Consider the following 13,977-nt stretch of genomic DNA (forward strand, 5'->3'; position numbering starts at 1 on the left):
GGCCCCCGTGGTTCACCACCCCGCCAACGGACGTTGACAATCCGTTCGGCGTGCATCACTGAGGTGCTGGACCCCACACCCTGGGCAGGCGGGCCCTTTCCAGGGTGTGGTTGTTACCGCGTCGACGCATTTTTGGCCCTGAAGCCTGTTCGGTAAAGCCGGAAAGATGCATGATGCGGCAGCGGTACTTTGAGTCTCATGCATGCGCCGAAATTTATCGATCCGTGCCCGGCTTTGGCTATACGCCCTGGCGGCGGTGACGGCTTGCGTCGGCATGCGAACGACCGTAGCGGCGCTGCCCGAGCCGGGTATGTACCGGTCTGCCGATGGCCGCACCCTGCATGTGTCCCTTTTCAAAGGGGAGTGGCGAGACCCTTTGGGGAAAGTGAGAAAGCTTGACGATTGTGGTGACGAGTTTCAGGTCTGTTTTTCGGACGGGCATAATTTCGGATTTTCCCTTCCCAGGAAATGTGCTGGGTGGATGCCTAGGGCCAATCAAGAGCGGCTGAAAATCCATCCGCAGTTTGTTGGTATTATTCATGAGTATTCATGGATAATATTTCCGGATTATCCCGAGTACATTTTCCAGTACGCCGATTCCCGTGGTGTTGTGGGGATTTATACGAGGGCGGAAGCGCCTATTAATTTCGGAATCTACTTTAAGAAAGGGCGCGCAGTCTCCGATTTTGAAGACTATGCGTTCCGCAGTGTGAACAAGATTGGGATTGCGGCTTGCGAGTAGCGTCTGCGGTGCTGATAGGTTGTTGCCCTCTTGAGCGGCGCATAAAAGAAGGGCCGATCCGCGAGGATCGGCCCTTTCAAGGATGTGCCTTGGGAGGAAACCCAGGTCTGACCTCTTAGACCTGGAAGCCACGCCAGAACGGATCCTGGGTGGGGTCGACGTAAATGGTGTTGAGGCCGGTCTGCACCGCCCAGCCCTTGATGGACGGGCGGATGCTGGGGAAGTCACCCAGCCTGCCGGCGCTTTCCACGCGGCCTTCGAACAGGCTGCCGATGATGCTCTCATGCACGAAGCTCTGGCCGACGCTCAGCTTGCCCTGGGCGGCCAAGTGGGCCATGCGGGCGGAGGTGCCGGTGCCGCAGGGGGACCGGTCGATGGCGCGGTCGCCATAAAACACGGCGTTGCGGCCGTGGGCCTCCGGATGCTTGGGTTTGTCCACCCACATCACATGGCTCAGGCCCCGGATGGTGCTGTCCAGCGGATGGATGGGGGTGATCTTCTCCCGCACCAGCTGGCGCACCAGGCCGCTGAAGTGGATGATCTTCTGGCTGCCCAGGTCATCGATGCCGGTATAGGCACCTTGCGGTTCGATGATGCCGTAGAAGTTGCCGCCGTAGCTGATGTCCAGGGTGATGGGACCCAGTTCCGGCACCTCGATGGTGACGCCCCGGGTGTGGAGGAAGCTGTCGATGTTGAACAGCCGCACCCAGTTCACCTTGCCGGCCGCCATCTCATACTCGACGCCGATCTCGCCGGCGGGCACGTCCAGTACCAGCTTACCGGGGGTGCGCGGGCGGATCAGGCCGTGTTCCAGGGCGAAGGTCACCATGCCGATGGTGCCGTGGCCGCACATGGGCAGGCAGCCCGAGGTCTCGATGAACAGGATGGAGGCGTCGGCCTCCGGACTGCACGGCGGGTAGACGAAGCCACCCGACATCATGTCGTGGCCGCGCGGCTCGAAGCACAGCGCCGTGCGGATCCAGTCGAAGCGCGACAGGAAATCCTGGCGCTTCTCGCTCATGGTGGCCCCCACCAGGGGCGGGTGGCCGCCCATGACCAGCCGCACCGGGTTGCCGCAGGTGTGCCCGTCGATGCAGGCGAAAGTCTGACGGCCGGTGGGCAGCACGGGATCGCCGGTCGGAACGCTGGGGGCGGTGGTCATGGGATCAGGCCTTGAGGCAGACGAGTGAAGACGAACATACTCGCGAAGCTGGACCTGGTTCCCCAGATCCAACTTCGCTAGCCCGCGACGGCGGGCGCCGGAGCGAGCACCGAAGGGCGCAGCGAGGACAAGCCAAGCGGCCGGATGGCCGCGCCCGGCGCCTGAGGGAGCGTCAGAGACTCGGACGGGTCGCGGCGGCCTTTTCGACCATGGCGATCACGTCGGCGCGGGTCTGGCCTTCCAGGATGTAGCGCGGCGGACGCACGCGCTCCGACCCACGGCCCATCACCTGCTCGGCCAACTTGATGCTCTGCACCAGGTCGTGGCGGGCATCCAGGTGCAGCAGCGGCAGGAACCAGCGGTAGATGGCGCGGGCCTTGGCCAGGTCGCCGGCGACGACGGCGTCGTACAGGGCCACCGACTCCTTGGGGAAGGCGTTGGTCAGGCCGGAGATCCAGCCCTTGGCGCCCAGCAGCAGGCCTTCCAGGGCCACGTCGTCCAGGCCGGCCATCAGCATCAGCTTGGTCTCATCGATGGCGTTGGCCAGGTCGGTGAAGCGGCGGGTGTCGGGGGCCGATTCCTTCAGGGCGACGATGGTCGGGATGTCCGCCAGGCGCTGCAGCAGGGCCACGCTGATGTCCACGCGGTAGGCTGGCGGGTTGTTGTACAGCATGATGGGCAGGGGCGAGGCGGCGGCCACGGTCGCGAAGTGGCGGAACAGCTCTTCCTCGGTCGGCACGTACACCATGGCCGGCAGCAGCATCAGGCCGTCGGCGCCGATCTCGGCGGCGTCCCGGGCATAGGCGGCGGCGCGCGGCGTGGTCAGCTCCGACACGCCGGTGATCACGGGCACGCGGCCGGCGGTCACTTCCTTGGCGGCGGCCAGGACCTTGCGCTTCTCATCAGGTTCCAGCGAGTTGTTTTCGCCCACCGTGCCCATGATGATCAGGCCGTGCACGCCGTCGCGGATCAGGCCGTCGATCACCCGCTGCGTTTCCGCCAGGTTGATGCTGAGGTCTTCGTTGAACTGCGTGGTCACCGCAGGGAACACACCGCGCCAGTTGGGCAGGGACATCTCTCAAAACCTTTCACGATTCCGCATCCGCGCTTGTCGGGAAGCGCTCCGATGGATAGTATAATGGGATATTGTATCCAATCAAGGGACTCCGCACATGCCCGCCGCCGATGCCAGCAACCCACCCATGCCGTTCCGGCCAGGATCGGGCACCATCGCGGTGGTGGGCGCCGGTGTCGTGGGGGCCGCCACGGCCCTGACTTTGGTGCGCGACGGGCATGATGTCATCCTTATAGACAAGGATGAACCGGGCCGTGGCTGTTCCTATGGCAATGCCGGTCACATCGCGACCGAACAGCTGCTGCCGCTGGCTTCCTTCGCCACGTTGCGCCGGGTTCCCGGCCTGCTGCTGAACCGCAAGGGACCGCTGGGCATCCGCAAGGGGGCGCTCCCCATCCTGGCGCGCGGCTGGGCGCGGGACTTCCTGGCGGCCTGCCTGCCCGCGAATCACGCCCACGGCACCAAGGTGCTGTCCGGCCTGATCGAAACCGTGGTCCAGGATTGGCGCACCCTGCTGGTCGGCACCGGCGCCGAAGGCCGCTTCCAGACGCGCGGCCACCACAGCGTCTGGGAAGGTGCCGCGCCGGGGGCCGCCATCGCGGCGTCCGTGGCCGCCGCCCAGACGCTGGGCGTGCCCGTCACCAATTGGGGGCCGAACGCGACGGACTGGCCGGACCTGCCCGACGTGCTGCGCACCCGTGTCACCGGCGGCATGACCTATACCGGCACCGGCCACGTCAACGATCCCTTCGGCCTGACCCAGGATCTGGTCGCCGCCTTTGTGGCGCGCGGCGGTCGGGTGGAGAGGGTAGCAGTCGAAGCGTTGGAAACGGGCCAGGCGCTGGAGTCGGGCGGCGCGGGTTGGCGGTTGCGCCATCCCGGCGGGGTGCTGAACGCCGACGCCGTGCTGGTGGCCATGGGCGTCGACTCGGGCGCCCTACTGGAACCGCTGGGTTATCGCGTGCCGCTGATCGCCGAGCGGGGCTATCACGTGGTGGTGCCGGGCGACTCGGGCCTTGATCGCCCGGTGGTGTTCGAGGATCGCACCATCATCGTGACGCCCATGACCATGGGCCTGCGCGCCACCAGCTTCACCGATTTCAGCGGCCCCGAGGACGCGCCCGATCCGCGCCGTCCGGCCCTGCTGCGCCATCACCTGCGCGACATCGGCCTGATGCGGCCGGGGGCGGAGAGCAGCGAGTGGACCGGCTGCCGTCCCAGCCTGCCCGACTATCTGCCCATGCTGGACGCCAGCCGCCGCCATCCCGGCCTCTATGCCGCCTGCGGCCACCAGCATCTGGGCCTGACCCTGGCCGCCGTCAGCGCGCGCCGCATGGCCGACATCGTCGCCGGTCGGGCGCTGCCCGATCCGGCCATGGCGCTGGACCGCTTTTCCTGACCGTTCGCCCTTACTTCCGTCCTATGACCGGAGGCGTAGTTCTTTAAAATGCAAGATCGTATACGATATCCCAAACCAGCTTGGCAGTTGGGTCCCTTTGCTCCGTCGGCCGCATCGCCGTCGGCCCATGGCGTTTATGCCGGGGCGTCCCCATCTGATCGCGAAAACAAATCCAAAAACACAGGGGCATGGTGATGGCGCGTGAGCTGGGAGACAACCCCATGACGAATTTCAGTGCGCCGTCGCGGCGCACCGTCCTGCGCGGCGCCGCCTCGGCCGCCGCCCTGATGGCCGTGCCGGCCATGGCCGCCCCGCTGGTGCCGCCGCTCAATGCCGGCACCGCCGAAGCCTTCCCCCTGTCGGCCGTGCGGCTGAAGCCCTCACCCTTCAAGGCGGCGGTGGATGCCAACGCCCGCTACCTGCACAGCCTGGAACCCGACCGGCTGCTGCATAACTTCCGCGCCGGCGCCGGCCTTCAGCCCAAGGGCGCCGTCTACGGCGGGTGGGAGGCTGACACCATCGCCGGCCACACCCTGGGCCATTACCTCAGCGCGCTGTCCCTCATGCACGCCCAGACCGGTGACGCGGAGTGCGCGCGGCGTGTGGACTACATCGTGGCGGAGCTGGCGGAATGCCAGAAGGCCCAGGGCGACGGGTACGTCGCCGGCTTCACCCGCAAGCGCGGCGACATCGTCGAGGACGGCAAGGTCGTGTTCGATGAGTTGCGGCGCGGCGACATCCGCTCCGCCGGGTTCGACCTCAACGGCTGCTGGGTCCCCCTCTATAACTGGCACAAGCTCTACGCCGGCCTGTTCGACGCCCAGACCCTGTGCGGCAACACCCAGGCCCTGGACGTGGCCGTCAGGCTGGGTGGCTACATCGACGAGGTGTTCAGCCACCTGAACGACGACCAGGTCCAGAAGGTGCTGGACTGCGAGCACGGCGGCATCAACGAGAGCTTCGCCGAACTGTATGCCCGCACCGGCGACCGCCGCTGGCTGAAGCTGGCGGAGCGGCTGTACCACGCCAAGGTGCTGGTGCCCCTGTCGGAAGGCCGGGACGACCTGGCCAACATCCACGCCAACACCCAGATCCCCAAGCTGATCGGCCTGGCCCGCCTGGCGGAGCTGACGGGGTCGGAACGCCACGCCAAGGCCTCCGCCTTCTTCTGGCAGACGGTCACCGCCAACCATTCCTACGTCATCGGCGGCAACGCGGACCGGGAGTATTTCCAGGAACCGCGCAGCATCTCCCGCCACATCACCGAGCAGACGTGCGAGGGCTGCAACAGCTATAACATGCTGAAGCTGACCCGCCTGCTGTACGCCCGCCAGGCCGACGCGCACTACTTCGATTTCTATGAGCGCGCGCACCTGAACCACGTGCTGGCGCAGCAGAACCCGGCCACCGGCATGTTCACCTACATGACGCCGCTGATGTCCGGCTCGGCGCGCGAATATTCCACGCCCACCGAGGATTTCTGGTGCTGCGTCGGCAGTGGCATGGAAAGCCATGCCAAGCATGGCGAGAGCATCTACTGGCGGCACAACGCGGGTAAGGGGGGTGGGGAGGATTTGGCCGTCAACCTCTACATCCCCTCCCACCCTCACTGGGCNGAAACGCGGGGCGGTGTGGAACTGGACACCCGCTATCCGGAGCAAGAGACGGTGCTGCTGACGCTGAAGGCGCTGAAGCGCCCGGCGGCGTTTGCCATCAGCTTCCGCATCCCGGCCTGGTGCACTGGCGCCACCCTTGCGGTGAACGGCAAGCCCCAGGATCCGCAGGTGCGGGATGGCTACGCCGTCGTGCGGCGGGAGTGGAAGGCCGGGGACGCCGTCGCCCTGCGCCTGCCCATGGCGTTGCGCCTGGAATCGACCAACGACGACGCCGACACCGTGGCCTTCCTGCACGGGCCGCTGGTGCTGGCGGCCGACCTGGGCCCCGCGCCCAAGAGCGAGGCGCCCACCGGCTCGCCTCAACCCACCCCGGTGGCGGAGGCTTTCCAGGGCCCGGCTCCGGCCCTGGTCGCGGCTTCCGTCCTGGACGGTTTCCAACGGGCCACGCCCGATGCCCTGGTGTGGCGCACCACCGGCATCGGCCGGCCGGGCGACATGGACTTCAAGCCCTTCTACCAGCAGTACACCCGGCGCACCGCCGTCTATTTCAAGCGCTACACCGAGGCGCAGTGGAAGACGGCCGAGGCGGCCCTGGCGCAGGAGGCGGCCCGCCAGCGCGACATCCAGGCGCGTTCCGTCGATGTCATGCACCTGGGCGAGATGCAGCCGGAACGCGATCATGGGCTGGAGGCCAAGATCTCCTACCCTGTGACCTACCGGGGCCGGAATGGGCGTGACGCTCGCACTGGCGGCTTTTTCGAGTTCAAGGCCAAGGTCCGGCCCGGCGCCCTGGTGCTGCAGGCCACCTACTGGGGCGATGAGCGCAGGCGCTGGTTCCACATCCTGGTCGACGGTACCCGCATCGCCACGCAAAAGCTGGACGCGGAGCGGCCGGGTGAGTTCTTTGATGTGGAATACCCCATCCCCGCCAACCTGACGGCGGGCAAGTCCAGCGTCGTCGTCCGTTTCGAGCCGGAAACCGGCTATTCCGCGGGGCCGGTCTTCGGCTGCCGTGTCGTCGCAGCGTCAGCCTCTCAGGGAGCGCCCATTTGATGAACCGCCTTACCGCACGCTTGCTCGTGGGCACCGCCCTTTTCGCCGGCGTCCTGACCCTGGACCAGATTACGGGGGGCCAGATCACCGCGACCGCTCCCGTCGCCGGCATGGCCCATGCGGCGACCGCCAATCCGGTGGGGGGCAAGGCCGACGCCCAGTTCAAGGCCATCTACACCAAGGAATGGAAGTGGCGGCAGGAGGAATTCAAGGGCGAAGACGACGAGGACAGCACCGACACGGCCGCCAACCACCTGCCCAAGGTCGACCTCGCCACCCAGGAAAAGCGCCAGAAGGTCTGGGAAGGCGTCATGAAGGAACTGGACGCCGTTCCCCAGGCCGACCTGTCGCCGGAGGCCAAGGTGGACTTCGGCATCTACCGCGACCAGGTGGCGGTGCTGCTGAACAGCCAGAAGTTCAAGGACTATGAGAAGCCGCTGAACGCCGACAGTTCCTTCTGGTCCAACATGGCCGGCGGGGCGCGCAAGGCCTTCCATACCACGGCCGAGTACAAGGCCTTCATCGGTCAGATGAACGATATGCCCCGTTACTTCAACGAGCAGATCGTGAACATGCGCGCCGGCCTGAAGCGCGGCTTCACCCCGCCCAAGGTGACGCTGACCGGCCGCGACAGCGGCATCGTGAACGTGGTCGAGGCCAAGACGCCGGAAGACAACGTCTACTACACCCCCTTCAAGACGATGCCGGACAGCATCCCGGCGGCGACCCAGGCGGAGTTGCGCGCGGCCGCCGTGGCCGCCATCACCAAGTCGGTGGTGCCGGCGCATCAGACCCTGCTGAAGTTCATGCGCGAGGAATACATCCCCGGCGCCCGCACCGAACTGGCGGCAGAGACGCTGCCCGACGGCAAGGCCTACTACCAGTCCAAGATCAAGGAATTCGCCACCGTCGACCTGACGGCGGACCAGATCCACAAGATCGGCCTGGAGGAGGTCGCCAAGATCCACGCCCAGATGCTGGACGTGATGAAGGAGGTGAAGTTCCAGGGTGACTTCCCCGCCTTCCTCAAGTTCCTGCGCACCGATCCCCAGTTCTACGCCAAGACGCCCGAGGAACTGCTGATGCGGGCGGCGTGGATCGCCAAGAAGTTCGACGGCAAGGCCGACCAGTATTTCGGCTACCTCCCGCGCCAGCGCTTCGCCATCATCCCGGTGCCGGCGGACATAGCCCCCTTCTACACCTCCGGCCGGGGCGGTCCGGGCGTCTACCTTGTCAACACCTACAACCTGCCGGCCCGCGCCCTCTATTCCCTGCCGGCCCTGACCTTGCATGAATCGGCCCCCGGCCACGCCTTCCAGATGCCCATCGCGGCGGAACAGAAGGATCAGCCGGAGTTCCGGCAGAAGGTCTACATCTCCGCCTACGGCGAAGGCTGGGCCCTCTACTGCGAGAAGCTGGGTGAGGAGATGGGCATGTACGAGACGCCGTATGAGCGCTTCGGCATGCTGAGCTACCAGATGTGGCGTGCGGCCCGCCTGGTGGTGGACACCGGCATCCACTCCAAGGGCTGGACGCGGGAACAGGCGCAACAGTACCTGCACGACAACACCGCCCTGGCCGATCATGAGATCGAGACGGAGGTGGACCGCTACATCGCCTGGCCGGGCCAGGCGCTGTCCTACTATCTGGGCGAAATGGCCATCCTGAAGGCCCGCGCCAAGGCGGAGAAGGAACTGGGCGCGAAGTTCGACCTGCGCAACTTCCACGACACCGTGCTGAAGCTGGGCGGCGTGCCGCTGCCGGTGCTGGAGGCCCGCATCGACCGCTTCATCGCCGAAGGCGGCAAGAGTCCCTATCCGGCGCAGTAAGCCAACGGGTCGGAACCGAGCGCATTCAAGCAGCAACACGCTCGGTTCCGAACGCCGTACCTACAGCCGTCGGGGAATGTCGGCGGCTTCATAGAAGACGGCGGCGATGACCGGGTATGGGTTTATCCGGTATGCGATCCAGTAGCGCCCTGCCTTCATCCACGCCAGTCCTGGCCGGGCAAGCTGCGGGTAGGCGCGGGGGGCAGGCAAGCCGCCCTCAGGGGCGCGCTCAATGGTGTCCGACGCTTCCTGCAGCGCGGCCATCAGGTTCACGACCGCCTCAAAACGATCCAGGGCTTCATAATGTCGACGAAGGGCGAGGACATGCCGCCTGGCTTCGCGACTGAACGGAATCAATGCGAAGCGGCCCCTCCCCGGGTCGGCCCCCGGGCGGGCGTCTCGCGCCGCTTGGCCTTCATCCGGGCGATGCCGGCACGAAGGTCCGCCATGACGGTTTCGCCCGACACGATATGGCCCGCCTCGATATCCGCATCGCTGCGGTTGAGGGCGGTGGTCCAATCGTCAATGGTCAACCTGGTCGGGTCATGGTCTGTCATGTGGATAGGATGACATCGGAGGGCACCGTTGTCGAGAAGGTGGGGGCGCGTGTCCTCGTTTTGTTCTTGAGAAGCCTTTCGCTCAAACGGATGTGGGTGTATCACTCCGATACCCCATCTTCTTGAGCAGGACGCCGTCCCATGCCCCTGGATCTCGCTTCATTGGCCCTCGGTTTCGTCGCGGCGCTGGTCGTGGCCCTGGTGGCGGCGCGGGTGGCGGGGGGCGGCGCCCGTGCGGAGCAGGCCGAGCGGCTGGCCCTGCTGGAGGCCGACCTGGCCGCCCTGCGGGAGGCGAAGGCCGATGTCGACCGCCGCCTGGCGGTGGAGGGGGAACGGGCCTCCCGGGTGCCGCTGCTGGAACGCGACCTGGCGGCGCTGCGGGAGGAGGGCGCCCGCCTCAGCCAGGCGCTGGCGGCCTCGAAGGAGGCGCTGGTGCGCGAGCTGAAGCAGGCGGAGGAGAAGATGCTGCTGCTGACCCAGGCGCGCGAGACCATGGCCAAGGAGTTCAGGGTCCTGGCCGACGAGGTCATGACCCGCCATGGCGAGACCTTCGCCAAGCAGAACCGCACCCAGCTGGACGGCCTGCTGGCTCCGTTGCGCGACCGCATGGTGGAGTTCCAGCAGGGACTGCAACTGGCCCACACCGAAAGCGCCAAGGACCGGGCGGCGCTGGCCCAGCAGATCCGCCAGCTGACCGACACCAGCGCCCGCATGACCAGCGAGACGCACAACCTGACCCAGGCGCTGAAGGGCAAGGCCCAGACCCAGGGCGCCTGGGGCGAGATGATCCTGTCCACCATCCTGGAACGCTCCGGCCTGCGCGAGGGCGAGGAGTATGTGACCCAGGAGAGCCGCACCGACGCGGACGGCGGCCGCCTGCGCCCCGACGTGGTGGTCAACCTGCCGGGCGGCCAACGGGTGGTGATCGACGCCAAGGTGTCGCTGACGGCGTTCGAGGCGCACGTGAACGCGGAGGACGAGGTGGCGCGCATGGCGGCGTTGGCCCGGCACGTCGTGTCCCTGCGCAGCCACATCAAGACCCTGGGCTCCAAGGACTACACCGGCGCCGTGGGCAGCGGCCTGGACTATGTGCTGATGTTCGTGCCCATCGAGGGCGCCTTGGCCGTGGCGGTGCAGGAGGACCCGGCGCTGACCGCCTATGCCGCCGACATGAACGTGGCCATCGCCACGCCCACCACCCTGATGGTGGCGTTGCGCACCGTCGCCAACGTCTGGCAGGTGGAACGCCGCAACCGCAACGCCGAGGCCATCGCCGACCGTGCCGGCAAGCTGTACGACAAGTTCGTCGGCTTCCTGGAGGACATGCGCAGCCTGGGCACCCAGCTGGACCGCGTGCAGAAAAGCTACGGCGGCGCGATGACCAAGCTCAGCACCGGCACCGGCAACCTGGTGCGCCAGGTGGAGCAGCTGAAGGACATGGGCGCCAAGACCTCCAAGGCCATCCCCGTCGACCTGCGGGAGGATGGGCTGGAGGACAAGGCGGCGGCGCTGGACACCGGTGCCACGCTGTCCCTCACCTGAATCCTGGCATCTGACAAGGCCTGTCTCGACAGGTTTGGGTAGTGCCGTGAAGTCCTCATGGATTCAGTCTTGACAGCGTTGTCTGATCCTGTGACCATCAAGCTCAATCGACCGGGGGTTGTGGCGGCGCGCCCGAAGTTCCCCGGTTCGAAAAAAGTGTCAGGGACGGGATTGCGCTTATGGCCTCGGGACGGCGCCACGCCTCCTCATAGGCTGCGGAGTAAGGGGGTTGTTCTCCCAGAGCCCCCCGCCGGGCGGCCGCGTCGGTTTTTGAGGATTTCAGTCTGGGCACCCTCAGGCGACGCGGCCGCCTTTTTTCCAGGCCATCGATTTTTAAAGCGCAAGGTTGCGGCAATTGGTCCGTACCAGCAGTGCCGGAACGTCCTCCGGCGGCCACCGGAACCCAGCCCATGCCGTTGATCCTCGCCCGCCTGACGCGTCGTCTGAACGACCGTGGCCGTGGCCTTGACCTGGTGGTGCTGGCGGTCGTCTGCGCCTTCCTGACCGCCGTGGTGCTGAGCGCCCCGCCGGACGCGACGACGGACGAGGCCCGGCTGATGGAGGCGGTCAGCACCAGTTCGGTGGATGTCTCGTCCACCGTGGCGCGGCCGGCGTCCAGCGCCAGGCCGGCGGCGGCGGCGGTGATTCCCCAGGGCACGGCGTCCAGCATGAATTTGCCCACGGCCACGCCGGCGCCGATGGCGGTCAGCGGGCCGGGCACGCTGCGGTTGGCGTTGGCGAACTTGGGATGGGCGATGGCGTTGGCGTCGATGGACACCATCACCACGTCGGGCTTGGGCTCCATGGCCACGGCATGGCCGTTCTGGACGAAGGCGGTGGTCAACGCCTGCTGGAACGCGTCGGCGAAGGTGGTGTCACTGTGCCGGGTCAGATAGACCTGCACCGGCGGTTTTTGCCCCGTCTGCTCCTGCAGATAGGCGGAAACTGCCGAGGCGACGTCGTTGGCCACCAGTGTCCAGTGGGCCACCGTCTCCATCTTGTACTGCGGCCGGGTCATGAAGCTGGCCGCCACCGGGCGTTCCGCGCAGCCGGACACCAGACCGCCAGTCAGCAGCAGGCCGCCGAGCGCCAGGGGCAGGGCGCGGAGATGGAGGGGACGGCGGGACCGATATGCGGCGCGGACCATGGGGCGGTTCATCTCTGGCGGCTCGATTGACCACGGGGCCGCCACCGGGCAGCCCCCTGCAGACCAGTAAAGCAAACCGCGTGCCGGCTTTTGGTCACCCTCAGGCTCCGCCCGGCCATGCCATTCCCGCTGACGGAACCTTACGCCGACGGCGTGACGATGGTCAGCGCGGTGTCATCGCCCTTGGCGCGTTCCGCGTCCGGGGCTTGGCCCAGGATCTGGAAGCACAGCGTCTCCGCGATGTTGGTGGCGTGGTCGCCGATGCGCTCCAGATTCTTGGCCGCGAACATCAGGTGGGTGCAGGCGGTGATACGCTGGGGCGATTCCATCATATAGGTCAGCAATTCGCGGAACAGTGCGGTATAGGCCAGGTCAACCTCGCTGTCCGCGTCGCGCACGGCCAGCGCGGCCGCGGCGTCGCCGTCGGCGTAGGCCGTCACCACCCGGGTCAGCATGTCGTTCGCCGCCTCGCCAATGCGGCGTAGCGAGCGGGTCAGCTCCACCTCCGGCATCTGGTTCAGGGCCAGGGAGCGCTTGGCCACGTTGGCGGCGAAATCGCCGATGCGCTCCAGGTTGTTGGAAATCTTGAGCGCCGCCACCACCTCGCGCAGGTCGCGGCCCACGGGGGCCCGTAGCGCCAGCAGCTTGAGCGTTTGGTTTTCGATCTGCTGCTCCAGCATGTCGATCCGGGCGTCGTCCGCCATCACGGACGCCGCCAGGTCGCCGTCCCGGTCCAGCGTCGCCTTCAGCGCGCGGCCAAGCTGGGTGGAGGCCAAGCGTCCCATATCCGTGATGGCGCGGTGCAGTTGGGCCAGTTCCCCGTCATAGGACGCCACGATATGGCCGGTCGACATAAGCTCTCGTTCCTTGACTGATCATCGGTGACGTCCCTCGGGGACGATCCCGGGGGCGGACAGGCCGCAGGACTTGCCAAGCTTGGCCCTTGCGCCGCCACCGTCAATGTTTTCTTAGCAAAAGAGTAGGATGTTCAGTTGTAACCAGTCCAAAAGAAATACAGACTGCGTCACAATTTCTGACAATGCCACCAAGAGGCCCAGCCGGGGCATGACACCGCACGAATTGATCGCCGTCCTGGAGAAGCATGATCGCTGGCTGAAGCGCAAGACCGGTGGCGCGCGGGCCATGCTGCCCCTGGTGGACTTGCAAGGCGCCAGCTTCGTCGGCATGAACCTGCAATCGGCCAAGCTGTCCGGCGCCAATCTGACGGGCTGCGACTTCTCCACCGCCAACCTCAGCATGGCCGACCTGTTCGCCGCCAAGCTGACCCGTGCCGTGCTGATCAACGCCAACCTCTACCGCGCCGACCTGCGCGGCGCCCACCTGCGCGGCGCCCGGCTCAAGGGCGCCGTCCTGCGGGAAGCCGACCTGCGCGGTGGCGCCTTGCTGGATCGCCGGGGGCCCGGCCAGGTCAGCATGCAGCAGTCCGACCTGCGCGGTGCCGACATGGACGACGCGCTGCTGTCCAGCGCCAACCTGGCAGGCGCCGACCTCAGCGAAACCAGCATGGTGGGGACCGACTGCTCCGGCGCGCAGTTGTCCGGCTGCAACATGGCCAAGTCCATCCTGCGCCAGGCGAATTTCACCGGCTGCGACATGCGCGGCGTCAACCTGACCGGTGCCAACCTGACCGGCGCGTCGCTGAAGGAATGCCGCCTGACCGGCGCCACGCTGGCCGGCGCCATCCTGGTCAACGCCGACCTGACAGGCGCCAACCTGGAAGGCGTGGACCTGACCGGCGTGGACACCACCGGCGCCAACCTGGCCCGCGGCTCGGAAAATTCTCGCAGAAGATCAGAACGCGCTGGAACGCCCATCGTACCTGGATCGTCAGCAA

Annotated in this window: 12 protein-coding genes; 6 read left to right on the forward strand and 6 right to left on the reverse strand. The window is 66.7% G+C overall.

Going from position 1 to position 13,977, the window contains the following annotated elements; genetic code table 11:
• Nucleotides 1-202: 202 nt before the first annotated feature.
• On the forward strand, nt 203-742 hold the full coding sequence (locus I55_RS35765; RefSeq protein WP_148293613.1) for a hypothetical protein: 540 nt from the start codon (nt 203-205) through the stop codon (nt 740-742).
• A gap of 115 nt (nt 743-857) precedes the next feature.
• Here the strand turns inward: I55_RS35765 and I55_RS07305 are convergent, their stop codons facing one another.
• A complete protein-coding gene (locus tag I55_RS07305) occupies nt 858-1,904 on the reverse strand; it encodes a 4-hydroxyproline epimerase (protein ID WP_044559847.1) in 1,047 nt (348 codons plus the stop codon).
• A 172-nt stretch (nt 1,905-2,076) separates the two neighbouring features.
• A complete protein-coding gene (locus I55_RS07310) occupies nt 2,077-2,979 on the reverse strand; it encodes a dihydrodipicolinate synthase family protein (protein ID WP_044559848.1) in 903 nt (300 codons plus the stop codon).
• Between the two features lie 97 nt (nt 2,980-3,076).
• Between I55_RS07310 and I55_RS07315 the strand changes: the two genes are divergently transcribed.
• The 3 genes from I55_RS07315 (at nt 3,077) to I55_RS07325 (ending at nt 8,876) form a co-directional block, all read left to right on the forward strand.
• Nucleotides 3,077-4,378: an FAD-binding oxidoreductase gene (locus tag I55_RS07315; RefSeq protein WP_083900918.1), complete on the forward strand. Its 1,302-nt coding sequence runs from the start codon at nt 3,077-3,079 to the stop codon at nt 4,376-4,378.
• A 221-nt stretch (nt 4,379-4,599) separates the two neighbouring features.
• Nucleotides 4,600-7,047: a glycoside hydrolase family 127 protein gene (locus tag I55_RS07320; RefSeq protein ID WP_049973916.1), complete on the forward strand. Its 2,448-nt coding sequence runs from the start codon at nt 4,600-4,602 to the stop codon at nt 7,045-7,047.
• The gene (locus I55_RS07325; protein ID WP_252181060.1) at nt 7,047-8,876 is read left to right on the forward strand and encodes a DUF885 family protein; all 1,830 of its coding nucleotides are present in this window, start codon (nt 7,047-7,049) and stop codon (nt 8,874-8,876) included. The genes I55_RS07320 and I55_RS07325 overlap by 1 nt, the downstream gene beginning before the upstream one ends.
• Nucleotides 8,877-8,936: 60 nt before the next feature.
• Here I55_RS07325 and I55_RS07330 read toward each other — a convergent pair whose 3' ends face one another.
• Nucleotides 8,937-9,233: a hypothetical protein gene (locus tag I55_RS07330; RefSeq protein WP_148293614.1), complete on the reverse strand. Its 297-nt coding sequence runs from the start codon at nt 9,231-9,233 to the stop codon at nt 8,937-8,939.
• Nucleotides 9,230-9,409, reverse strand: coding sequence for a hypothetical protein (locus tag I55_RS07335; RefSeq protein WP_044559850.1), 180 nt, complete (start codon nt 9,407-9,409; stop codon nt 9,230-9,232). The genes I55_RS07330 and I55_RS07335 overlap by 4 nt, the downstream gene beginning before the upstream one ends.
• Nucleotides 9,410-9,574: 165 nt before the next feature.
• Here I55_RS07335 and I55_RS07340 point away from each other — a divergent pair, with 165 nt between their 5' ends.
• Entirely contained in the window at nt 9,575-10,975 is a 1,401-nt protein-coding gene (locus I55_RS07340) for a DNA recombination protein RmuC (RefSeq protein WP_044559851.1), read from the forward strand.
• Between the two features lie 103 nt (nt 10,976-11,078).
• On the opposite strand, the gene I55_RS07345 is transcribed toward I55_RS07340, so the two are convergent.
• Nucleotides 11,079-12,122 (reverse strand): hypothetical protein, encoded by a 1,044-nt coding sequence (locus I55_RS07345; protein WP_044559852.1) that lies wholly within the window; start codon nt 12,120-12,122, stop codon nt 11,079-11,081.
• Nucleotides 12,123-12,262: 140 nt separating this feature from the next.
• Entirely contained in the window at nt 12,263-12,976 is a 714-nt protein-coding gene (gene phoU / locus I55_RS07350; protein WP_044559853.1) for a phosphate signaling complex protein PhoU, read from the reverse strand.
• Nucleotides 12,977-13,187: 211 nt separating this feature from the next.
• On the opposite strand from phoU, the gene I55_RS07355 reads away from it, so the two are divergent.
• The coding region (locus I55_RS07355) for a pentapeptide repeat-containing protein (RefSeq protein ID WP_252181061.1) at nt 13,188-13,977 on the forward strand (790 nt) is incomplete at its 3' end.

Origin of the sequence: Azospirillum sp. B4, assembly GCF_000333275.1 — a bacterium.
Taxonomy (GTDB): Bacteria; Pseudomonadota; Alphaproteobacteria; order Azospirillales; family Azospirillaceae; genus Nitrospirillum.